Annotated in this window: 19 protein-coding genes; 9 read left to right on the top strand and 10 right to left on the bottom strand. The window is 67.7% G+C overall.

The features are described from left to right. Window positions 1-49 precede the first annotated feature (49 nt). The 4 genes from prfA to PQU89_RS09670 all read right to left on the bottom strand — a co-directional run bounded on the left by prfA (window position 50) and on the right by PQU89_RS09670 (window position 4,530). Window positions 50-1,132, bottom strand: a complete 1,083-nt coding sequence (gene prfA / locus PQU89_RS09655; protein ID WP_047967750.1) for a peptide chain release factor 1 — start codon at window positions 1,130-1,132, stop codon at window positions 50-52. Next, complete coding sequence (gene hemA / locus PQU89_RS09660; protein ID WP_272765631.1) at window positions 1,132-2,385, bottom strand: glutamyl-tRNA reductase; 1,254 nt, start codon at window positions 2,383-2,385, stop codon at window positions 1,132-1,134. The genes prfA and hemA overlap by 1 nt, the downstream gene beginning before the upstream one ends. A gap of 111 nt (window positions 2,386-2,496) precedes the next feature. Beyond that, complete coding sequence (gene fghA / locus PQU89_RS09665; protein WP_272765791.1) at window positions 2,497-3,336, bottom strand: S-formylglutathione hydrolase; 840 nt, start codon at window positions 3,334-3,336, stop codon at window positions 2,497-2,499. Window positions 3,337-3,399: 63 nt separating this feature from the next. After that, a complete protein-coding gene (locus tag PQU89_RS09670) occupies window positions 3,400-4,530 on the bottom strand; it encodes an S-(hydroxymethyl)glutathione dehydrogenase/class III alcohol dehydrogenase (RefSeq protein WP_441372968.1) in 1,131 nt (376 codons plus the stop codon). 106 nt (window positions 4,531-4,636) lie between these two features. Here PQU89_RS09670 and PQU89_RS09675 point away from each other — a divergent pair, with 106 nt between their 5' ends. The 3 genes from PQU89_RS09675 (at window position 4,637) to PQU89_RS09685 (ending at window position 6,778) form a co-directional block, all read left to right on the top strand. Continuing rightward, a complete protein-coding gene (locus tag PQU89_RS09675) occupies window positions 4,637-5,521 on the top strand; it encodes a LysR substrate-binding domain-containing protein (RefSeq protein ID WP_272765632.1) in 885 nt (294 codons plus the stop codon). A gap of 93 nt (window positions 5,522-5,614) precedes the next feature. Further along, the gene (gene pdxH / locus PQU89_RS09680; RefSeq protein ID WP_272765633.1) at window positions 5,615-6,256 is read left to right on the top strand and encodes a pyridoxamine 5'-phosphate oxidase; all 642 of its coding nucleotides are present in this window, start codon (window positions 5,615-5,617) and stop codon (window positions 6,254-6,256) included. Window positions 6,257-6,295: 39 nt separating this feature from the next. Then, window positions 6,296-6,778 carry a YehS family protein gene (locus PQU89_RS09685; protein ID WP_120810358.1) on the top strand — a complete coding sequence of 161 codons (483 nt, stop codon included), beginning with the start codon at window positions 6,296-6,298 and terminating at the stop codon, window positions 6,776-6,778. An 87-nt stretch (window positions 6,779-6,865) separates the two neighbouring features. Here the strand turns inward: PQU89_RS09685 and PQU89_RS09690 are convergent, their stop codons facing one another. Together PQU89_RS09690 and PQU89_RS09695 are read right to left on the bottom strand one after the other, a co-directional pair. Beyond that, window positions 6,866-7,069, bottom strand: coding sequence for a 2-hydroxymuconate tautomerase family protein (locus PQU89_RS09690; protein ID WP_047967743.1), 204 nt, complete (start codon window positions 7,067-7,069; stop codon window positions 6,866-6,868). Beyond that, a complete protein-coding gene (locus PQU89_RS09695; RefSeq protein WP_272765634.1) occupies window positions 7,057-7,986 on the bottom strand; it encodes a DMT family transporter in 930 nt (309 codons plus the stop codon). Before PQU89_RS09695 ends, PQU89_RS09690 begins: the two co-directional genes overlap by 13 nt. 103 nt (window positions 7,987-8,089) lie before the next feature. Here PQU89_RS09695 and PQU89_RS09700 point away from each other — a divergent pair, with 103 nt between their 5' ends. Together PQU89_RS09700 and PQU89_RS09705 are read left to right on the top strand one after the other, a co-directional pair. After that, window positions 8,090-8,965, top strand: a complete 876-nt coding sequence (locus PQU89_RS09700) for a LysR family transcriptional regulator (RefSeq protein ID WP_272765635.1) — start codon at window positions 8,090-8,092, stop codon at window positions 8,963-8,965. A 169-nt stretch (window positions 8,966-9,134) separates the two neighbouring features. Continuing rightward, window positions 9,135-11,171, top strand: a complete 2,037-nt coding sequence (locus PQU89_RS09705) for a methyl-accepting chemotaxis protein (protein WP_272765636.1) — start codon at window positions 9,135-9,137, stop codon at window positions 11,169-11,171. Window positions 11,172-11,274: 103 nt separating this feature from the next. Here PQU89_RS09705 and PQU89_RS09710 read toward each other — a convergent pair whose 3' ends face one another. From PQU89_RS09710 to parC, 3 genes are read right to left on the bottom strand one after another with little or no spacing between them, the layout of a single operon-like run. Beyond that, on the bottom strand, window positions 11,275-12,612 hold the full coding sequence (locus PQU89_RS09710; protein WP_272765637.1) for a sigma-54-dependent transcriptional regulator: 1,338 nt from the start codon (window positions 12,610-12,612) through the stop codon (window positions 11,275-11,277). Beyond that, a complete protein-coding gene (locus tag PQU89_RS09715; protein WP_272765638.1) occupies window positions 12,578-14,131 on the bottom strand; it encodes a sensor histidine kinase in 1,554 nt (517 codons plus the stop codon). Before PQU89_RS09715 ends, PQU89_RS09710 begins: the two co-directional genes overlap by 35 nt. Window positions 14,132-14,136: 5 nt before the next feature. Continuing rightward, complete coding sequence (parC, locus tag PQU89_RS09720; RefSeq protein ID WP_272765639.1) at window positions 14,137-16,491, bottom strand: DNA topoisomerase IV subunit A; 2,355 nt, start codon at window positions 16,489-16,491, stop codon at window positions 14,137-14,139. An 89-nt stretch (window positions 16,492-16,580) separates the two neighbouring features. On the opposite strand from parC, the gene PQU89_RS09725 reads away from it, so the two are divergent. Further along, the gene (locus tag PQU89_RS09725; protein WP_272765640.1) at window positions 16,581-17,039 is read left to right on the top strand and encodes a GNAT family N-acetyltransferase; all 459 of its coding nucleotides are present in this window, start codon (window positions 16,581-16,583) and stop codon (window positions 17,037-17,039) included. A 33-nt stretch (window positions 17,040-17,072) separates the two neighbouring features. Here PQU89_RS09725 and PQU89_RS09730 read toward each other — a convergent pair whose 3' ends face one another. Then, complete coding sequence (locus tag PQU89_RS09730; RefSeq protein WP_272765641.1) at window positions 17,073-17,801, bottom strand: BPSS1780 family membrane protein; 729 nt, start codon at window positions 17,799-17,801, stop codon at window positions 17,073-17,075. Window positions 17,802-18,077: 276 nt separating this feature from the next. Between PQU89_RS09730 and tkt the strand changes: the two genes are divergently transcribed. From tkt to PQU89_RS09745, 3 genes are all read left to right on the top strand, one after another. Beyond that, a complete protein-coding gene (tkt, locus tag PQU89_RS09735) occupies window positions 18,078-20,069 on the top strand; it encodes a transketolase (RefSeq protein ID WP_272765642.1) in 1,992 nt (663 codons plus the stop codon). A gap of 61 nt (window positions 20,070-20,130) precedes the next feature. Then, the gene (gap, locus tag PQU89_RS09740) at window positions 20,131-21,144 is read left to right on the top strand and encodes a type I glyceraldehyde-3-phosphate dehydrogenase (RefSeq protein WP_272765643.1); all 1,014 of its coding nucleotides are present in this window, start codon (window positions 20,131-20,133) and stop codon (window positions 21,142-21,144) included. 176 nt (window positions 21,145-21,320) lie between these two features. Further along, window positions 21,321-22,493, top strand: coding sequence for a phosphoglycerate kinase (locus PQU89_RS09745; protein ID WP_272765793.1), 1,173 nt, complete (start codon window positions 21,321-21,323; stop codon window positions 22,491-22,493). The last annotated feature ends 213 nt before the right edge of the window (window positions 22,494-22,706 follow it).

Here is a 22,706-nt window from a genome sequence, read left to right on the forward strand (position 1 = left end):
CCCTTTTCTGTTACCGCTTGCGGCCAACCTCGGCCGCCAGCTCAATCCCTCAACTGCCCTCCGACAGCTGCGCCAGCAGCTCCGCCTGGCGCTCGGCCACCAGCGCGTCGGTCAGCTCGTACAGGTCGCCGTCCATCGCCTGATCCAGCTTGTACAAGGTGAGGTTGATGCGGTGGTCGGTGATGCGGCCCTGCGGGTAGTTGTAGGTGCGAATGCGCTCGGAGCGGTCGCCGGAGCCGATCAGGCTCTTGCGCTCGGCGGCTTCCTTCTGGTTCTTCTCGCGCAGCTGGATGTCGTAGATGCGCGCCGCCAGTACCTGCATCGCGCTGGCCTTGTTGGCGTGCTGCGAGCGGCCGTCCTGGCATTCGGCGACGATGCCGGTGGGCAGGTGGGTGATGCGCACCGCGGAATCGGTCTTGTTGATGTGCTGGCCGCCGGCGCCGCTGGCACGATAGGTGTCGATGCGCAGGTCGGCGGGGTTGAGCACCACTTCGGCGATCTCGTCGGCTTCGGCCATCACCGCCACGGTGCAGGCGGAGGTGTGGATGCGGCCCTGGGTCTCGGTGGCCGGCACGCGCTGCACGCGGTGGCCGCCGGATTCGAATTTCAGCTTGGAATAGGCGCCCTGGCCGACCAGGCGCACGATGACTTCCTTGTAGCCGCCGAGGTCGGATTCGCTGGCGGAGACGATCTCGGCCTGCCAGCGGTTGCGTTCGGCAAAGCGGGTGTACATGCGCAAGAGGTCGGCGGCGAACAGCGCCGCCTCGTCGCCGCCGGTGCCGGCGCGGATTTCAAGAAAGATGTTCTTGTCGTCGTTGGGGTCTTTCGGCAGCAGCAGTTTCTGTAGCTCGACATCCAGCGCGGCGAGCCGGTTTTTGGCGTCGCCAATTTCTTCCTGCGCGAATTCCTTCATGTCCGGGTCGTCCAGCAGTTCGCTGGCGGTGGCGATGTCGGCTTCGCACTGGCGGTAGGCGTTGAACGCCTCGACCACCGGGGTCAATTCGGCGTGTTCGCGGGTGAGCTTGCGGAAGGTGTCCATATTGGCGGTGGCCTGTTCGGACATCAGCAGTTGCGTGACTTCTTCCAGCCGGTCATCGAGCTGGGCCAGTTTCGCGGCAATCGAGGGTTTCATTACGACTCCGGGTGCAAACGATACAGGCTGGCGATCAGCGCCACCTGTGCGTCGTGCGCCGCGCCGCTGCCGGAAGACAGCGCCTGCGTCGGCGGATGCATCAGTTTGTTGGTCAGTTGTACCGACAGGACTTCCAGCACTTTTTCCGGCGGTGCACCTTTGGCCAGCTGTTTCATGGCGGCCTCCAGCGCGTTGCGGCGGGTGCGTTCGGCTTCGTCGCGCAGCGCACGGATCAGCGGCACGCTTTCGCGGCGCTTGAGCCAGTCGGTGAATTCGCCGACGCGGTGGGCGATGATGGTTTCGGCTTCTTCCGCCGCCTGGCTGCGCGCCTGCTGGCCGACTTCGACGATGCCGGCGATGTCGTCGACGGTGTAGAGGTAGACGTCGGACAGCTCGCCGACCTCGGCCTCGATGTCGCGCGGCACCGCCAGGTCGAGCATGAAGATCGGGCGGTGGCGGCGCGCCTTGATGGCGCGCTCGACCATGCCCTTGCCGATGATGGGCAGCTGGCTGGCGGTGGAGCTGACCACCACGTCGTAGTGGTGCAGGTGATCGGGCAGCTCGGCGAGGGTGATGGCGTTGCCGCCGAATTGCGCCGCCAGTGCCTGGCCACGCTCCAGCGTGCGGTTGGCGACGGTGATACAGGCCGGGTTGCGCGCGGCGTAGTGGGTGGCGACCAGTTCGATCATCTCGCCGGCGCCGATGAACAGCACGTTCAGCTCGCCGACCGAGGCGAAGATCTGCTCGGTGAGGCGCACGCCGGCGGCGGCCATCGACACCGAGCTGGCGCCGACCGCGGTCTGGCTGCGCACGTCCTTGGCCACGGCAAAGGTTTTCTGGAACAGGCCGTTGAGCAGGCTGCCGAGGGTGCCGGCACGTTCGGCGGTGCGCACCGCGTCCTTGATCTGGCCCAGGATCTGCGTTTCGCCCAGCACCATGGAATCCAGCCCGGAGGCGACGCGGAAGGCGTGGCGCGCCGCTTCGGCGGCGTCGAGCTGGTACAGGTAGGGACGCACTTCGTCCAGGCTCAGGCCGTGGTAGTTGGCCAGCCACGCCAGTGCCGCGTCCGGCTGCTGCGTGGCGCAGTACAGCTCGGTGCGGTTACAGGTGGAGACGATGGTCGCCTCGCGCGCGGCCTGCGAATCCACCAGCTGCGCCAAGGCGCCCGGCAGGGTTTCTGCAGGGAAGGCCAGCCGTTCGCGTATCGCCAGCGGGGCGGTGTGGTGGTTCAGTCCAAAGGCAACCAGGTGCATGAGTGCAAGGAAAAGCCGCAGTGGGAAACGGGCTATTCTAGCCCAAAACCGCCGCGGCGAGGGCGCCGGCCGCGCGACGGCCAGCCGTGGCCGGCGGCGGCTTGACCTGCATCAGGCGAACAGGTGGCCGGCGTGGAAGCGCAGCTGCGCCTCGATGAAGCTGGCGATGAAGTAGTAGCTGTGGTCGTAGCCGTCGTGGCGGTGCAGCTGCAGCGGGTAGCCGCTGGCGGCGGCGGCGCGTTCCAGCGCTTCCGGCTGCAGCTGTTCGGCGAGGAAGCCGTCGGCGAGGCCGATATCGACCCGGCACGGCAGCCGCGCGTCGGCATTGGCGGCGGCCATCAGCACGCTGGCGTCCCATTCCTGCCACGCGGCGCGGTCGGCACCGAGGTAGGCGCTGAACGCCTTCTGCCCCCACGGCGCGTTGACCGGGTTGGCGATCGGGCTGAGCGCCGACACCGACACGTAGTCCTGCGGCCGTTTCAGCGCGCAGATCAAGGCACCGTGACCACCCATGGAGTGGCCGGCGATGGCGCGACGGCCGCTGACCGGGAAGTGGGCGGCGATCAGCGCCGGCAGCTCCTGGCTCACGTAGTCGTACATGCGGTAGTGGCGCATCCATGGCGCCTCGCTGGCGTTGACATAGAAGCCAGCGCCCTGGCCGAGGTCGTAGCCGGCGTCGTCGGCGACGTCGTCACCACGCGGGCTGGTATCCGGCGCCACGATGGCAATGCCCAGCTCGGCGGCGACGCGCAGCGCGCCGGCCTTGTGCATGAAGTTCTCGTCGGTGCAGGTCAGCCCCGACAGCCAGTACAGCACCGGCACCGGCTGGCCGCTGGCGGCCTGCGGCGGCAGGTAGACGGCAAAGCGCATGCGGCAGCCCAGCACCGCCGAATCGTGGCGGTACTGCTTGTGCCAGCCGCCGAAGCTCTTGTTGCTGGCGATCATTTCCAGGTTCATCTGTCGTGTCTCTCCCGGTGGCGGCTGCGGCCAACGTTGGCCGCAGCCGACTATGGTTTACTTGTCGTAGTGGATCACCGAACGGATGCTCTTGCCCTCGTGCATCAGCTCGAACGCGGTGTTGATGTCCTGCAGCGGCATGGTGTGGGTGATGAAGTCGTCGAGGCGGAATTCGCCGTTCAGGTAGCGCTCGACGTAGTCCGGCAGCTCGGAACGGCCGCGTACGCCACCGAAGGCCGAGCCGCGCCACACGCGGCCGGTGACCAGCTGGAACGGGCGGGTGCTGATTTCCTGGCCGGCACCGGCGACGCCGATGATCACCGACTCGCCCCAGCCCTTGTGGCAGCACTCCAGCGCCGAACGCATCACATTGACGTTGCCGATGCACTCGAAGGAGAAATCGACGCCGCCGTCGGTCATTTCCACGATCACGTCCTGAATAGGCTTGTCGAAGCTTTTCGGGTTGATCACGTCGGTGGCGCCCAGCTTCTTCGCCAGCTCGAACTTGCCCTCGTTGATGTCGATGCCGATGATGCGGCCGGCGCCGGCCATGCGCGCGCCGATGATGGCCGACAGGCCGATGCCGCCGAGGCCGAAGATGGCGACGCTGTCACCGGCCTTGACCTTGGCCGTATTCACCACCGCGCCCATGCCGGTGGTGACGCCGCAGCCGAGCAGGCACACTTCTTCCAGCGGCGCCGCCGGGTTCACCTTGGCCAGCGAGATCTCCGGCAGCACGGTGTACTCGGAGAAGGTGGAGGTACCCATGTAGTGGTAGATCGGCTGGCCGTCTTTGCTGCGGAAACGGGTGGTGCCGTCCGGCATCAGGCCACGGCCCTGGGTGGCGCGGATCTTCTGGCACAAATTGGTCTTGCCCGACTTGCAGAACTTGCACTCGCCGCACTCCGGCGTGTACAGCGGGATCACGTGGTCGCCGACGGCGACGCTGGTGACGCCGGCGCCGACCGACTCCACGATGCCGCCGCCCTCGTGGCCGAGGATGCAGGGGAAGATGCCTTCCGGATCTTCGCCGGACAGGGTGAAGGCGTCGGTGTGGCACACGCCGCTGGCGACGATGCGCACGCGCACCTCGCCGGCTTGCGGCGGCATCACTTCGATGTCTTCGATGGACAGTGGCTGGCCGGCGGCCCAGGCCACCGCGGCCTTGCATTTGATGATTTCGCTCACGACGTGCTCCTTGCTGACAGTGCGACAGACTAAAGCGGCATTGTATTACCGCTTTTTTCGCCGATAATCGCCACTATCGGTAAATGATTTTTTACAGGGAGCAACAATGCTGGCATGGGAAGGGGTGTGCGAGTTCGTCAGCGTGGCCGAGCAGGGCAGCTTTACCCGCGCCGCGCTGGCGCTGTCGCTGTCGGTGGCGCAGGTCAGCCGCCAGGTGACGCGGCTGGAGACGCGGCTGGGCGCGCAGCTCTTGTATCGCACCACCCGCCACGTGACGCTGACCGAGACCGGCCAGCTGTACCTGCAGCACTGCCGCCAGCTGCTGGATTCGCTGGCCGACGCCGAGCGCGCGGTGTCGCAGCATCTGGCGGTGCCGCAGGGCACGCTGAAGCTGACCGCGCCGCTGGCCTACGGCGAGAGCCACATCGCGCCGCTGATCACCGCCTTCGGCCAGCAGTACCCGGCGCTGGAGATCAACCTCAACCTCAGCAACCAGCTGCTGGACCTGGTGCACGACGGCTACGACCTGGCGATCCGCATCGGCCACCTCGCCGACTCGTCGCTGATGGCACGGCGGCTGGCGTCGCGGCGGCAGTTCATCTGCGCCGCGCCCGGCTACCTGGCGCGCCACGGCATCCCCAACAGCCTGTCGGAGCTGGAGCAGCACAACTGCCTGCTCGGCAGCAACGAGGTGTGGCACGTGCAGGAACAGGGCAAGCGCCGCCTGCTGCGCGTGCGCGGCAGCCTGCGCTGCAACAGCGGCCACGCGCTGGTGCACGCCGCGCTGCAGCAGGTCGGCATCGTGCAGCTGCCGGACTACTACGTGGCGCGCCATCTGCAAAGCGGCGCGCTGGTGGCACTGCTGGGCGCCTACCAGGAGCCGGACGAGGGCATCTGGGCGCTGTACCCGCACAACCGCCAGCTGTCGCCCAAGGTGCGCATGCTGGTCGATTTCCTCGCCGCCGAACTGCCACAGCGGCAGCTGCCCTAGCCGGCTGCGCCCATCGTGGCGACCGCCTGCGGTATCATGGCGGCCAAGCTTGCCGCCTTGCGGCCACCGCCGTCATTCATTCAGGAGCCAGTCATGGCGCTCAATCTCGCCGATATCCGCTTGGAATACAGCCGACACGAACTCTCACCCGACGACTGCCTGCCGGACGCCGTTGCCCAGTTCGAGCAGTGGCTGCACGAGGCCATCGCCGCCGAAGTCAACGAGCCGACCGCGATGCACGTCGCCAGTGTCGACGAACACGGCCGGCCGTCGGCGCGCATCGTGCTGCTGAAAGGGGTGGAACACGGACAACTGGTGTTCTATACCAATTACCTCAGCCGCAAGGGCCGCCAGCTGGACGGCAATCCTTATATCGCGATTACCTTCTTCTGGCCGGAGCTGGAACGGCAGGTGCGCATCGAGGGCCGCGTAGCGCGGGTGGCGGACGAGGTGTCCGACGCCTACTTCGCCAGCCGCCCGTACACCAGCCGCATCGGCGCCTGGGCCAGCGAGCAGAGCAGCGTGATCGACAGCAAGACGGTGCTGGTCAGCCGCGCCGCCGGCTTCGGCCTCAAGCACCCGCTGTCGGTGCCGCGCCCGCCGCACTGGGGCGGTTACGCGGTGGTGCCCGACCGCGTCGAATTCTGGCAGGGCCGTCCCAGCCGCCTGCACGACCGCGTGCTGTACACCCTGCAAGCCGACGGCAGCTGGCTGCGCCAGCGCCTCGCCCCCTAACCCGACGTTGGCCGCCTGCGGCCAACCCTGAAGACAGCCATGATCAATAACGACATCCTGCGCAGCGTGCGCTTCATCATCGATTGCCCCGACAACCGCATGCTGGCGATCCTGCGCCACGTCGAGCCGCTGGCCGACGACGACTTCGCGCCGCTGCTGAAGAAGGACGACGATCCGGCCTTCCGCCAGTGCAGCGACGAGCTGCTCGGCGCCTTTCTCGACGGCCTGATCATCGAACGCCGCGGCCGCCGCGACGGCGCGCCGGCACCGGCGCCGCTCTTGCGCCTCAACAACAACGAGATCCTGAAGAAGCTGCGCATCGCCTTCGACCTGAAACAGGAAGACATCGAGGCGCTGATGGCGCGCAGCGACTTCAAGGTGTCCAGCAGCGAGATCAGCGCGCTGTTCCGCAAGGCCGACCACAAGCACTTCCGCCCCTGCGGCGACCAGTTCCTGCGCTACCTGCTGAAGGGGCTGGCGCTGCGCGAACGGCCGGACGACGCGGCCAGCGGCAAGGCGTAAGCCGCCCGCGCCAGACACGCAGACCGGCAGCAAAAACACTGCGGCCAACCTTGGACAAGGTTGGCCGCAGTGTCATTTCGCCGGCGTTCAGCTGCCGCGCGCGCGGCGCACGGTGACGCTCTCGCCGCCTATGCCCCAGTTGTCGGTGTCGACCTCGTCGATCACCACCACGGTGGTGGCCGGGTTCTTGCCCAGCACGTCGCGCAGCAGGCCGGTGACGCCAGCGATCAGTTCCGCCTTCTGCTCCGGCGTCGCGCCCTCGCGGGTAATCTTGATATTCACGTACGGCATGGTTTCTCCTCGGTAAGGGTGGGCCGCAAGCCGCGACCACGTTCAACAGAGACCGGGCGCGCCACCCACCAGGCGCCCAGCGACACACTCAACAACGCACCGGCCAGCGCCGGCGTCAGCGGTTCGTGCAACAGCGGCACCGCCGCCACCCCGGCCACCACCGGGATCAGCGCCATCAAGGCCGCCACCCGCGACGGCCCCAGCAGCGCCACCGCGCGCAGGTAGCACAGCATGGCGACGATCGCCGGGCTGATGCCGTGAAACAGCGCCTGGCCGGCGATCACCGGCCACGGCGTCTGCGCCAGCCCCTTGGGCAGCCACAGCAGGTAGACCGGCAAGTACAGCAGCGCCGACGCCAGCGTGACGAAACTGGTCATCTGCCACGCATCATACGGCCTCCGCTTGGCCAGTAGCGCGTACAGCGCCCACAGCACGCCGGCCAGCAGCAGCATGCCGTCGCCCAGCCACTGCCCCGGCGCCGCCTGGCCAGCAAACAGCGGCCACGCCAGCAGCAGCAGGCCCAGCGCCATCAGCGCGTAGCCCGGCCACGTCGCGCGTTGCGGCCAACCTTGCCGCCACAACAGCAGCAGCAGGGCGAGCAGGAACGGCTGCAGGCCGGCTACCAGCAGCGCCAGGTGCGCCGCCGGCACCCAGCGCACCGCACCGTAGCACAGCAGGCAAAAGGCGACACAGCCGATCAGCGCCAGCCCCCACATGGCCGCATCGCGCCAGGCGGCGGCCGGCGGCTTGGGCAGCCAGCACAGCACCGCGCTGGCGGTGGCCAGCCGCAGCGCCAGCACGTCGTACGGCGTCAGCGGCGTCTTGCCGCCGAGGCGGGCGATCAGCATGAAGCTGCTCCAAAGCAGCACGCAGGCCAGGATGTAGAAGTAACCGCGACGCGGGACAGCAGCGGGCATGGCAGGCTTTCGGCAACGACAATCAGGCGTCCACTATGCCGCAGCGTGCTCATCCTGAAAAATGAATTAATATGATAAAAATCATCTCCCGGAGAGAACGATCATGGATCTCGGCGACCTCGCCATTTTCCAGGCGGTGCTGCAGGAAGGCGGCATCACCGCCGCCGCGCGCCGCCTCAACCGCGTGCAGTCCAACATCACCACCCGCATCCGCCAGCTGGAAGACGACCTCGGCGTCAGCCTGTTCCAGCGCGAGGGCAAGCGGCTGCAGCCGACGCCGGCGGCGCGCATCCTGCAGGATTACGCCGGCCAGCTGCTGGGGCTGGCGCAGGAGGCCCGCGACGCGGTGATCAGCAACGCGCCGCAGGGCCAGCTGCGGCTGGGGGCGATGGAAAACACCGCCGCGGTGCGCCTGCCGCCGCTGCTGGCCGACTTCCACCAGCGCTATCCGGCGGTGCAGCTGGAACTGCGCACCGGCGCCACCGCGCGGCTGATTGCCGAAGTGCTGGCCGGCACGCTCGATTGCGCGCTGGTGTGCGGCCCGGTGGCAGACGCGCGGCTGGAAAGCCAGCCGTTCTGCCGCGAAACGCTGCTGCTGATCGGCGCGCGCGGGCGGCCGCCGCTGCTGGAAGACCGGCCGCACACGCTGCTGGCCTTCGACAGCGGCTGCGCCTACCGCCAGCGACTGGAGCTGTGGCTGCGCCATAGCGGCTGCGCGGTGGACCGTATCGTGGAGCTGGATTCCTACCACGCGATGATCAGCTGCGCCGCCAGCGGCATGGGACTGGCGCTGGTGCCGCAGGCGCTGCTGGCCTGCATGCCGGCCGGTGACAGCGTGACCTGCCACGCGCTGCCGGACGATATCGCCATCGCCGACACCGTGCTGATCCGCCGTCGCCAGCAACGCCATGCCGCGGTGGACGCCTTTGCCGGGCTGTTGGCAGCTTGTGCCACGATAGTCGGCGAAAGCGCAGCCTGATGCGCGGCCTGCCGCCCGTTTGAGAAAAATCTTTCCAATCAAAAGGATAAGCAGTCGCAGTTGACCGAAATCAACATGCCATCGTCACACCACGGCTAGCATCCGGCCCATTGTTGCCATAACAAGGCATTTTTATGACAACAACCACCCACCATCACCGGATGTCGCCATGCCCCGTCTGCAACTCGCCGGATTGTCTCTGGCCCAAAAGCTCAGCCTGTTGCTGAGCATCGCCCTTTTCGTGGTTCTCGGCGTCGCCGGGATCGTCATCAGCAGCTGGCTGGGCAACCGCATGGAGCAGCGCTCGGTCGCCGCCATGAGCCAGACCAACCAGCAGGTGGTGGACACCATTGACGCCTACGCCAGCGTGCTGGAAAACAATGCCCGCAACAGCGCGGCGCAGCTGGCGGCCAGCCTGCCGCAGCCGCTGCGCAGCGACAGCAGCGCCCCGGTCAGCGTCAGCGGCATCAGCACCCCGGCGCTGTACGGCGGCGAGCTGCTGCTCAACAGCAACGACGCGCTGGTCGACCGCTTCAGCACCGCCACCCGCGGCGTGGCAACGCTGTTCGTGCGCGAGGGCGACGACTTCGTGCGCATCGCCTCGTCGCTGAAGAAGGAAGACGGCACCCGCGCCGTCGCCACCCGCCTCGACCACGACCATCCCGCCTACCCGCTGCTGCGCGGCGGCCAGCCGTATACCGGCACCGCCAACCTGTTCGGCCGCGACTACATGACCCACTACCTGCCGCTGAAGGATGGCAACGGCACGGTGGTCGGCGCCATGTTCGCCGGCATCGACTACAGCGACGGGTTGCAGGCGCTGAAACAGAAGATCCTGTCGCTGAAGATCGGCGACAGCGGCTACGTGTACGTGGTGGACGCCAGACAGCGCCCCGGCGAGCTGCTGATCCACCCGTCGGCCGCCGGCAAGAACCTGCTGGACAAGACCGACGCCGACGGCAATCCCTTCATCAAGACCATGCTGGCGCAGAAAAACGGGCAGAGCAGCTACCTGTGGCTGGACCCGGGCGCCAGCGAGCCGCGCCGCAAGCTGGCCACCTTCCTCACCTATGAGCGCTGGGGCTGGCTGGTGGCCACCGGCGCCTACCAGGACGAACTGGTACGCGAGCCGCACGAGATGCAGCTGAAGATGCTGCTCGGCACGCTGCTGGTGACGCTGCTGCTGGTGGTACTGGTGTACTTTTCCATGCGCTACTGGGTCAGCCGCCCGCTGGCGCAGCTGGTGGACATCTCGCGCCGCGTCGCCTCCGGTGACCTGACGGTGAGCATCGACAATCAGCGCCGCGACGAGATCGGCGAGGTGCTGGCCGCCAGCAACCACATGTGCCAGGCGCTGCGCCAGCTGATCAGCGAGGTGAACCAGAGCGTGGACAGCCTGGCGCACAACGCGCACAACCTGGCGGCGCTGTCCGACGACGTCTCCGGCAGCTCGCGCGAGCAGAGCGCGGCGGTGTCGGCGATGGCCGCCTGCGTCGAGGAAATGACGCAGAGCATCCAGCAGGTCAACCAGCACGCAGGCAGCGCGCGCGAGCTGGCGGTGCAGTCGGACGAGGTGTCGCGCAGCGGCGAGGCCATCGTCAGCCGCACGGTGGACACCATGCGCGAGATCGCGGCGGCGTCGGGCAGCACCGCCGCCACCGTCACCCAGCTGGGCGAGCGTTCGGAGCAGATCAGCCGCGTGGTGACGGTGATCCGCGACATCGCAGAGCAGACCAACCTGCTGGCGCTGAACGCGGCGATCGAGGCGGCGCGCGCCGGCGAGATGGGGCGCGGCTTTGCCGTGGTCGCCGACGAGGTGCGCAAGCTGGCAGAGCGCACCACGCAGTCGACGCTGGAAATCAGCGCCACCGTTGGCCGCATCCAGAGCGAGGCGCGCGAGGCGGTGGACAGCATGAGCAGCGGCGTGGTGCAGGTGGAGGCGGGGGTGAAATCGGCCGGCGAGGCCGGCGCCAGCCTGCAGAGCATCCGCGACGGCGCAAAGCAGGTGGAGCTGGCGGTAGCCGGTATCTCCGACGCGCTGCGCGAGCAGAGCACCGCCAGCTTCGACATCGCCCACAACGTGGAGCGGGTGGCGCAGCAGGCCGACCAGAACCACCAGAAGGCGCACGACGCCTCGCTGGCCGCCTGCGAGATGACGGCGATGGCGCAGCAGTTGCGGCAGTCGGTGGCACGCTTCCGCGTGTAGACCGCCACGCACAACAGCAAAAAGGCAGCAAAAAAGGCGTTACCGCTGCGGTAACGCCTTTTTCATGCGGCCAAGGTTGGCCGCAACGCTGCGGTACCGGCACTCACTTCATGCCCAGCCGCTCCAGCCGGTAGCGCAGCGAGCGGAAGCTGACGCCGAGCAGCCGCGCCGCCTGGGTGCGGTTGCCGTCGCTGGCCTGCAGCGCCTTGTCGATGGCGGCGCGCTCGACGCGGTCGAGGTAGTCCTGCAGCGTCTCGCCACCGTCCTGCGGCTGCGCGCCGGGCGCGGCCGCCTCTGCGCCGCTGGCGCCCAGTTGCAGGTCGCCGGCGCAAATGCAGCCGTCGCTGGCCAGCGCCACCGCCCGCTCCAGGATATTCTCCAGCTCGCGGAAGTTGCCGGGGTAGTGGTAGGCCAGCAGCGCCTGCAACGCGGCCTCGTCCAGCTGCGGCTGTTCGCTGCCGGCGCTGAAGCGCTGCAGCAGGCGGGCGACGAACTGCGGCAGGTCGTCGCGCAGCTCGCGCAGCGGCGGCATCGCCAGCCCGATCACGTTGAGGCGGTAGTACAGGTCCTGACGGAAGCGGCCCTGCTCCACCAGCTGCACCAGGTCGCGGTGGGTGGCGCTGACCAGGCGCACGTCGACCGCCTCCTCCTGCGCCGCGCCCAGCCGGCGCACCTTCTTTTCCTGGATCGCGCGCAGCAGCTTGACCTGCATCGCCAGCGGCAGGTCGGCGACCTCGTCCAGGAACAGCGTGCCGCCGTGGGCGAGCTGGAAGAAGCCGTCGCGGTCGGCGTCGGCGCCGGTGAAGGCGCCCTTGCGGTAGCCGAAGAACTCGCTCTCCATCAGCGTCTCCGGAATCGCGCCGCAGTTCACCGCGACGAAAGCCTGGCTTGCGCGCGCGCTCTGCTCGTGGATTTGCCGCGCCGCCTGTTCCTTGCCGGTGCCGGACTCGCCGCTGATGTGCACCGCCGCCTGCGTGCGCGCCAGCTTGTCTATCATCGCGCGCACGTCGCGGATCGCCGCCGCGCCGCCCAGGAGGCGCGACTCGCCGCCGGCGACCGGTGCCGGCTCGCGCACCTGCAGCGCCGACTTCACCAGCGCGCGCAGCGCGGCCAGGCTCAGCGGCTTGGCCAGGTAGTCGAAGGCGCCGGCCTTCATCGCCGCCACCGCGTTCTCGGTGCTGCCGTAGGCGGTGATCACCGCCACCGGGATGTCCAGCTGCTGTTGCTGGATGTACTGCACCACCTGCAGCCCTTCGCCGTCCGGCAGCCGCATGTCGGTGAGCACCAGGTCGCAGCGCTCGCGCGCCAGCAGGCGGCAGGCGTCGGCAACGTTGGCCGCGGCCAGCACCTGCAGCCCCATCTTGAGCAGGGTCAGCTGCAGCAGCTCGCGCAGGTCCGGCTCGTCGTCAACGATCAGTACGCAGGAGGAGGTCGGGGTCATGGCTTTCCGGAAAGGTCAGTTGAAAACAGCCGCCGGGCGGCTGGTAGGACAGCTGCGCGCCGTTGGCCTGCGCCAGCTCGCGCGCGATGTACAGGCCGAGGCCGGTGCCGCTGCTTTCGGTGGTGAAGAAGGGTTCGAACAGGCGGCCCTGCGCGGTGGCATCCAGCCCGGGGCCGTCGTCCAGCACCGTCAGCCGCTGCGCGGTGGCCACCAGCTGCACCGCGCCCGGCTGTGCGCTGCCGTGGCGGCAGGCATTGGCCAGCAGGTTGGTGAGGATGCGCTGCAGGTGGCTGCGGTCGAAGCGCACCGCCACCGTCGCCTCCACCTGCCAGCCGAGGCGGCCGTGGTATTCCGGGTGCGCCAGCAGGAAGCTGGCGATCAGTTCGTCGACAAACGGGCGCAGCAGGAACACCTCGCCGTGCACGCGGTCGCGGCGGTTAAGCTGCAGCACCTCGGCCACCAGCCGCTCGATGCGCGCGCAGTTGTCGCGCACCATGCTGCTCAGCCGCTGCGTGACCGGTGCCACCGCCTCCTCGCCGAGCAGCTCGGCGGCGTGGCTGATCGCCGCCAGCGGGTTGCGGATCTCGTGCGCGATATTGGCGGTCAGCCGTCCCAGCGCCGCCAGCTTCAGCTGCTGCGCCTCTGCGGCCAGCTGTTCCGCCGGCTGCAGGAACACCACCAGCAGCAGGCTGTCGTCTTCCGCCAGCGGCACCATGCGCCCGATCAGCTGCTGGCCGCGCAGCACCAGGTCGATCTCCTGTTCCTGCAGCGGCATGCCCTGCAGGTGCCAGCGCCGGATCAGCGGCTGCAGCACCGGCTGCAGCCGGTCGCGCTGCAGTTCGCCGAGCAGGCGGCTGGCGGTGGCGTTGAACTGGCGCAGCACACCCTGTGCGTCCAGCACCAGCACCGCCTCGCGCAGCGCCTGCAGCGCCAGCGCGTTGACGCGGTTGAGGCTGGCCAGCTGGCTGCCGCGCAGCGCCGCCAGCAGCTCCGACTGCCGCGCCTTGCGCGACAGCAGCCAGGTGGTGGCGCTGGTGACGAAGCCGGCGATCGCCAGCAGCGCCGCCTGCAGCAGCTGGTTGCTGTCCAGCCCGTCGTGCCAGGCGTTCAGCGCCACGCTGGCAAACAGGCTGAAGGTGGCCAGCGCGGCGTAGAACAGCGCCAGCCGGCCGCTGACCAGCATGCCGGCTACCGCCAGGAAGGGCAGCAGCAGCATGCCGAAGCCGCTTTTCACGCCGCCGTAGAGATGGGTGAAACTGCTGATCAGCACGATGTCGGCGGCCAACGTCGCCGTCAGCAGCCACGACAGCGGCAGCGCCAGACGGCCGACCACCGCGCCGGCCACCACCAGCGCGCCGTAGGCCAGCGCCCACAGCCACAGCGCGCCGTGATCCAGCACCTGCGCCGGCAGCACCCACTGCGTCATCAGCAGCAGCACGACCACCAGCGCGATGCGGAACAGGTTGAAAAAGCGCAGCGCCTTGCGGGTCGACAACAGCGCGGCGGGCGGCGGCGTCATCGCGTTCAGTCCGGCTGGCGGATGGCGCCGACCGTCCATTTCTTCGGCAGCAGCTTGCCCTTGGCGCCGCGCTTGCCATCGAACTCAGCCAGCGCCAGCTTCTCGTCCGCGCTCTTGCCGCGCACCGACAGCGTCGCCAGCAACGCCTTGTCACCGGCCACCAGCCCGATGGCGGTCAGTGCCTCGTCCGTCGCCAGCGACATCAGCATCAGACCGCGGCCCTTGGCCAGCTCCTTCAGCTCGCCGGCCGGGAACGCCAGCGCACGGCCGCCGTCGCTGGCGGCCACCAAGCGCAGGCCGTCAAGGTTGGCCGCAATGCGCACCGGCGAGAGCACCGTCTCGCCGGCGTCCAGCGTCAGGAAGGCCTTGCCGGCCTTGACGCGGCCGCTCATGTCGCCGAGCTTGGCGATGAAGCCGTAGCCGCCGCTGCCGGCCACCACGTAGCGGGTGGCGTCCGGCGCGGACAACAGCTGCGCCGGCTTGGCCCCGTCCTGCAGCTCGACCAGGCTGGCCACCGGCACGCCGTCGCCGCGCCCGGTCGGCACGTCGGCCGGGTCGATGGTGTAGGCGCGGCCGCGGCTGTCGAGCACGATCAGCGACCACACCGTGCGCGTCTCCACCACGGTGTGCAGGCCGTCGCCGTCCTTGAAGGTCAGCGCCGACAGGTCGACGTTGTGGCCGACGCGGGCGCGGATCCAGCCCTTCTGCGACAGGATCACCGTCACCGGCTCGTCGGCGGTGGTCTGCGTCAGCACCGCGCGCTCGGCGACCTTGATCTCGCTGCGGCGCACGTCGCCGTACTTCACCGCATCGCTGCGGATTTCCTCGGCCATCAGCCCGCGCAGCGCCGCCTCGCTGGACAGCAGGTGGCGCAGGTTGTCGCGCTCCTTGCGCAGGTCGGCCAGCTCCTTCTCCAGCTTGAAGCCTTCCAGCCGCGCCAGCTGGCGCAGGCGGATCTCGAGGATGTCCTCGGCCTGTGCCTCGGACAGACCGAAGGCCTTGATCAGGTCCGGCTTCGGCTCGTCCGATTCGCGGATCACGCGGATCACTTCATCGATGTGGATGAAGGCGATCATGCGCCCTTCCAGGATGTGGATGCGCTTGTCGACCTGGCCGAGACGGTAGTTGAGGCGGCGGGTGATGGTGTGCTGGCGGAAGGACAGCCACTCGGCGAGGATGGCTTTCAGCCCCTTCTGCGCCGGGCGGCCGTCGAGGCCGATCATCACCAGGTTCATCGAGGCGTTGCCTTCCAGGCTGGTCTGCGCCAGCAGGATGTTGATGAACTCGTCCGGGTCCTGGCGGCTGGACTTCGGCTCGAACACCAGCCGCACCGGCTGTTCGCTGTCGGACTCGTCGCGCACGCGGTCGAGCAGCGACAGCATCAGGCTCTTCAGGTTCTGCTGTTCCTGGGTCAGCGCCTTCTTGCCGGATTTCAGCTTCGGGTTGGTGGCCTCCTCGATCTCGGCCAGCACCTTCTGTGCGCTGGAGCCGGGCGGCAGCTGGCTGACGATGATGCGCCACTGGCCGCGCGCCAGTTTTTCCACTTCCCACTTGGCGCGCACGCGCACGCTGCCGCGGCCAACCTCGTAGGCGGCCAGGATGTCGTCGTGGGCGGTGATGATCTGGCCGCCGCCGGGGAAGTCCGGCCCCGGCACGTGCTGCATCAGCTCGGCGGTGCTCATATCCGGATCGGCCAGCAGCGCCAGCGCGGCGGAGGCGACTTCCTTCAGGTTGTGCGGCGGGATCTCGGTGGCCATGCCCACCGCGATGCCGGAGGCGCCGTTGAGCAGCATCATCGGCAGGCGCGCCGGCAGCAGCGCCGGCTCCTCGAAGGCGCCGTCGTAGTTGGGCACGAAGTCCACGGTGCCCATGTCGATCTCGCCCAGCAGCAGCTCGGCGATCGGCGTCAGCCGCGCCTCGGTGTAACGCATCGCCGCGGCGCCGTCTCCGTCGCGCGAGCCGAAGTTGCCCTGGCCGTCGATCAGCGGGTAGCGCAGGGTGAAGTCCTGCGCCATGCGCACCAGCGCCTCGTAGGCGGAGCTGTCGCCGTGCGGATGGTATTTACCGAGGATTTCGCCGACCACGCGGGCGGACTTCACCGGCTTGGCGCCGTGCACCAGACCCATGTCGCGCATCGCGTACAGGATGCGGCGCTGCACCGGCTTCTGGCCGTCGGCCACCTCCGGCAGCGCGCGGCCCTTGACCACGCTCATCGCGTATTCGAGATAGGCGCGCTCGGCGTACAGGTCGAGCGCCAGCTGGCCGTCGTCGTCGACCAGATCGGCCGCCGGCGGCGCGGGCGGGGCAGGGGGCACGCTGGCGTCGGGCAGCGTGCCGGCAAACAGATCGTCGTGATTCATAAGGGTCCGTACGGCGTGCAGTCAGCACATCGTGCTATGGTGTGGGTCACAAAACTGGCAATGGGGCAAATTGTACTATGGCAAGTCAAGTGAAGTGGCACTGCCACGGTTTTGGCGATTTCAGCGTGCAGCAGCTGTACGAGGTACTGCAGCTGCGCGATCAGGTCTTCGTGGTGGAGCAGCAGTCGATCTACGGCGACCTGGACGGTCTCGACCAGCGCTGCTGGCATCTCAGCGGCCGCGACGGCAGCGAGCAGCTGGTGGCCTACGCCCGGCTGCTGGCGCCGGGCGTCAAGTATCCGGACGCGGTGGCCATCGGCCGGGTGGTGATCGCGCCCTATCGCCGTGGCGGCGGGCTGGGGCGGCAGCTGGTGCAGCAGGCGATCCACCACTGCGAACAGCTGTATCCGGGGCGCGCCATCATGCTGTCGGCGCAGGCCTCGCTGCAGCGCTTCTACGAGGGCCTCGGCTTCGTGGTGCTGTCCGAGCCCTACGACGACGGCGGTATCCTGCACCTGGACATGCGCCGCCACAACGCCTGCGCCTGACGCGGCCGCCGGCGCAAGGTTGGCCGCAACCGCCTAGCGGTGGCGCGGCATGCCGTCGCCGCAGACATCGTGCCAGGCCATGAACACGGTGACGAACATCACCGGCAGCCACAGCAGCAGGCCGAGGCCGAACGGCAGTAGCGCCAGCCCGAACAACACCGCCAGGATCAGGCCGCAGTACAGCATCGCGCCCCAGTTCGCCATGCCGGCGCGCGCGCTGTAGCGCATCGCCGGCAGCGGTTCGCCGTCGCGCAGCACGATTTCCGCCGGCGCGAACCAGTAGCTCAGCGACGCGACGAACAGGCTGCCGCCCAGCAGCAGCGTCATCAGCAGCATCAGCACCGGCGAGCGCTCGAACGCCTGCCCGGTCTGCAGCGTGTCGCCGAACAGCAGCAACAGCAGCACCGCCATCATCATCAGCAACAGCACCAGCAGGCCGAAGTAGGCGATACCCAGCATCACCAGCCGCTGCCAGTGCGGCTTCAGCATCAGGAACAGGTCCAGCGGGCGCAGCTGCTCGCCGCGCATCGCCTTGGCCGCCGCCAGCACGAAGCCGCCGGCGAACACCGGCACCAGCACCATGCTCAGGAACTGGCCGACCACCGGCAGCGCCGCCACGGTGAGCTGGATCATGCCGTACATCGCGGCAAACAGCAGCCAGGTCAGCGGCTGTTCGCGCACCAGGAAAAACGCATGCTGGACCCAGGTGGCACCCTGGCGAAACGGCACCTTGTGCGGCACCGGAATGGATACGGACTCCACGGCTGACAACTCCCCTGTTGTTGATGTGATGGCCCCCCGCCTGTGCACAGTGGCGGCATAAGCCCCGACAAATGACTCACCATTGGCATGGTTATACCTGCTGGCACCACCTTCCTGCCGAAAATCACGTCCTTTGCCGTATCGCAGCCTGCGGCCAAGGTTGCCTGAAAAGCCCGAATTCAGCGATAATTCCATGATTTCGCAACGGTTACCCCGTCGGCAAAAGCGATGGCGTCACTGTTGTTCCGGTTCCCTACAAATTGAGGTTCTTCCCGAATGGTCTCCCGAACCGAGCTTGCCAATGCCGTGCGCTTCCTGTCGATGGACGCCGTGGAAAAGGCCAAATCCGGTCACCCCGGCGCCCCGATGGGCATGGCGGATATCGCCGAAGTACTGTGGCGCGATCACCTGAAGCATAGCCCTGTCAATCCAGACTGGTCCAACCGCGACCGCTTCGTGCTCTCCAACGGGCACGGCTCCATGCTCCTCTACAGCCTGCTGCATCTCTCGGGCTACGACCTTTCGATCGACGATCTCAAGAATTTCCGCCAGCTGCACAGCAAGACCCCGGGTCACCCGGAGTACGGCTACGCACCGGGCGTGGAAACCACCACCGGCCCGCTGGGCCAGGGCATCACCAATGCAGTAGGCATGGCGCTGGCCGAGAAGATCCTCGCCGCCGAATTCAACCGCGACGGCTTCCCGATTGTCGACCATCACACCTACAGCTTCCTCGGTGACGGCTGCATGATGGAAGGCATCAGCCACGAAGCCTGCGCGCTGGCCGGCACCTGGGGCCTGGGCAAGCTGATCGCGTTCTACGACGACAACGGCATCTCCATCGACGGCGACGTCGAAGGCTGGTTCACCGACGACACCCCGGCGCGTTTCGAAGCCTACGGCTGGCAGGTGATCCGCCACGTTGACGGTCACGACGCCGAAGAGCTGCAGATCGCCATCGCCACCGCGAAGAAGGAAACCGCGCGGCCAACGCTGATCTGCTGCAAGACCGTGATCGGCAAGGGTGCGCCGAACAAGCAGGGCGGCCACGACGTGCACGGCGCCCCGCTGGGCAGTGCCGAAATCGCCGCCGCGCGCGCCAACCTGAAGTGGGCGTACGAGCCGTTCGTGATCCCGCAGGACATCTACGACGCGTGGAACTACCGCGCCAAGGGTAGCGAGCTGGAAGCCGGCTGGAACCAGCTGTTCGCCGACTACGCCGCCGCGCATCCGGAACTGGCCGCCGAGTACACCCGCCGCATGGCCGGTGAGCTGCCGGCCGGCTGGGACGCGCACGTCGCCGCCAAGATCGCCGCCGCCAACGACAAGGGCGAGACCATCGCCACCCGCAAGGCGTCGCAGAACGCCATCGCCGCGCTGGCCGAAGTACTGCCGGAACTGATCGGCGGCTCCGCCGACCTGACGCCGTCCAACCTCACCAACTGGCCGGGTTCGGTCGCGGTGACCCCGGAAGCCGGCGGCAACTACATCCACTACGGCGTGCGCGAATTCGGCATGGCCGCGATCATGAACGGTCTGGCCCTGCACGGCGGCGTGAAGCCGTTCGGCGCCACCTTCCTGATGTTCAGCGAATACGCACGCAACGCGCTGCGCATGGCGGCGCTGATGAAGATCAACCCGGTGTTCGTGTTCACCCACGATTCCATCGGTCTCGGCGAAGACGGTCCGACCCACCAGCCGGTGGAACAGATCGCCACCCTACGCCTGATCCCGAACATGGCGGTATGGCGTCCGTGCGACACCGTGGAATCCATGGTGGCGTGGGCCGACGCGCTGGCCGCCAAGGACCACCCGTCGTGCCTGATCTTCAGCCGCCAGAACCTGCCGTTCGTCAGCCGTGATGCGACACAGATCGCCGGCGTGAAGAAGGGCGGCTACGTGCTGCGCGATGCGGCCGATGCCAAGGCGGTGCTGATCGCCACCGGTTCGGAAGTGGAACTGGCACTGAAGGCACAGGAAGCGCTGGCCGCCGACGGCATCGCCGTGCGCGTGGTGTCGATGCCGTGCACCAACGCCTTCGACAAGCAGGACAAGGCCTACCAGGCCAGCGTACTGCCGGCCGGCGTGCCGCGCATCGCCATCGAAGCCGGCGTCACCGACGGCTGGCGCAAGTATGTCGGCCTGGAAGGCGAAGTGATCGGTATCGACCACTTCGGCGAATCGGCGCCGGCTGGCGTGCTGTTCAAGGAATTCGGTTTTACCGTGGAAAATGTCGTCGCCAAGACCAAGAACGTCATCCGCGCATAACACACCAGGCCGTCCCCGCTAAGAGGGACGGCCGTTTCACATTTTCTTGGGAGAGAAAATTATGACCATCCGCATCGCGATCAACGGCTACGGCCGTATCGGCCGCCAGGCGCTGCGTTCGATCTACGAATACAACCTGCGCAACGACTTCGAAATCGTGGCCGTCAACGCCTCCGGCGATCTGGCCACCAACGCGCACCTGACCAAGTTCGACACCGTGCACGGCCGCTTTGCCGCCGAAGTCAGCCACGACGACAACACCCTGATCGTCAACGGCGACCGCATCCCGTTCTTCTCCACCCGCAACCCGGCCGAACTGCCGTGGGACAAGCTGCAGGTGGACCTGGTACTGGAGTGCACCGGTGCCTTCACCAGCAAGGAAAAGTGCCAGGCGCACATCAACGCCGGCGCCAAGAAGGTGCTGATCTCGGCCCCGGGCGGCGACGACGTTGACGCCACCATCGTCTACGGCGTCAACCACGACGTGCTGACCGCCGATATGACCGTGGTGTCCAACGCGTCCTGCACCACCAACTGTCTGGCCCCGGTGGCCAAGGCGCTGAACGACGCCATCGGCATCAAGAAGGGCCTGATGACCACCATTCACGCCTTCACCAACGACCAGGTGCTGACCGACGTGCGTCACAAGGACCTGCGCCGCGCCCGTTCCGCCACCGACAACCTGATCCCGACCAAGACCGGCGCCGCCAAGGCCGTCGGCCTGGTGCTGCCGGAACTGAAAGGCCGCCTGGACGGTTTCTCGGTGCGCGTGCCGACCATCAACGTGTCGCTGGTTGACCTCACCTTCACCGCTTCCCGCGACACCACCAAGGACGAGATCAACGAGATCGTCAAGGCCGCGTCCGAAGGCAGCATGAAGGGCACCCTGGGTTACAACACCCTGCCGCTGGTTTCCAGCGACTTTAACCACAGCACCGAAGGCTCCATCTTCGACGCCACGCTGACCAAGGTCACCGGCGGCAACATGGTGAAAGTGCTGGCCTGGTACGACAACGAGTGGGGCTTCTGTCAGCAGATGCTGAAGACCGCGCGCGCGATGTTTGCAGCAAAATAAAGCCAGACCATGCCGGCCGGCCGCAAGGTTGGCCGCATGCCTGGTAGGGTGGGCCGGACACGTCCGGCCCACACCGTTGTTTGAACGGCAATGCGACGATCTGCCTGCGGGCAGATCGTCGCATTCCGGGCGATGGTGGGCCGAACCGCCCACCCTACCTAGCTGAGGAGATGAAATTGCAATTCAAGAAACTGACCGACCTGGCGCTGGCCGGCAAGCGCGTACTGATCCGCGTCGACATGAACGTGCCGCTCAAGAACGGCGTCATCGGTGACGACACCCGCATCCGCGCCAGCCTGCCGTCGATCGAGCACTGCCTGAAGGCCGGTGCCAGCGTGATCCTGATGACCCACCTCGGCCGTCCGACCGAAGGCGAGCCGCAACCGGAAGACAGCCTGGCCCCGGTGGCCGCGCGCCTGTCCGAGCTGCTGGGTCAGGCCGTGACCGTGGCCGCCGACTGGCAAGCCGGCGTGACGCTGGCCGCCGGCGAGGTGGTGATGCTGGAAAACGTGCGCCTGAACAAGGGCGAGAAAAAGAACAACGAAGCGCTGGGCCGTGCCTACGCCGGCCTGTGCGACATCTTCGTCAACGATGCCTTCGGCACCGCGCACCGCGCCGAAGCGTCCACTCACGCCGTGGCCCAGTTCGCGCCGGTCGCCTGCGCCGGCATCCTGCTGGCAGCCGAGCTGGACGCGCTGGGCAAGGCGCTGCTGGCACCGGCGCGCCCGCTGGTGGCCATCGTCGCCGGTTCCAAGGTGTCGACCAAGCTCACCATCCTCGAGGCGCTGGCCGACAAGGTTGACCAGCTGATCGTCGGTGGCGGCATCGCCAACACCTTCCTGCTGGCCGAAGGCCGTGCCATCGGCAAGTCGCTGGCCGAAGCCGATCTGGTCGATGACGCCCGCCGCGTGATCGCCAAGATCCGCGCCCGCGGCGGCGATGTGCCGCTGCCGACTGACGTGGTGTGCGCCAGCGAGTTCTCCGAAAGCGCCACCGCCACGCTGAAGAACGTGGCCGAGGTGGGCGCCGACGACATGATCCTCGACATCGGCCCGGACTCGGCCAAGGTGCTGGCCGACATCGTCGCCAAGGCCGGCACCGTGGTGTGGAACGGCCCGGTCGGCGTGTTCGAGATCGAGCAGTTCAGCCACGGCACCCAGGCGCTGGGCGAGGCCATCGCCAAGTCGGCGGCGTTCTCCATCGCCGGCGGTGGCGACACCCTGGCGGCGATCGCCAAGTACGGCCTGACCGAGCAGATCAGCTACATCTCCACCGGCGGCGGCGCCTTCCTCGAGTTCCTCGAAGGCAAGGAACTGCCGGCGGTGGCAATGCTGGCCGCACGCGCCTGAAAACCGGCTAACGACCTCGCGAGCTTGCGCGAGACAAGGCGAAAACGGCTGAGGAAGCGGAATTGACATGGCGTCAATGAGCATGCCGAAGCCGGTTTCAACGCGGTATCGCGCAAAGCGCAGCAGGTCGTTGCTGCGGCCAATGTTGGCCGCAGCGGCGGTGTTGTAACTTGCCGGGTACAGGCGTTGCGCCTAGACTCGGCAACACCCCCC

It is taken from the genome of Vogesella indigofera, assembly GCF_028548395.1.
Lineage (GTDB): Bacteria > Pseudomonadota > Gammaproteobacteria > Burkholderiales > Chromobacteriaceae > Vogesella > Vogesella indigofera_A.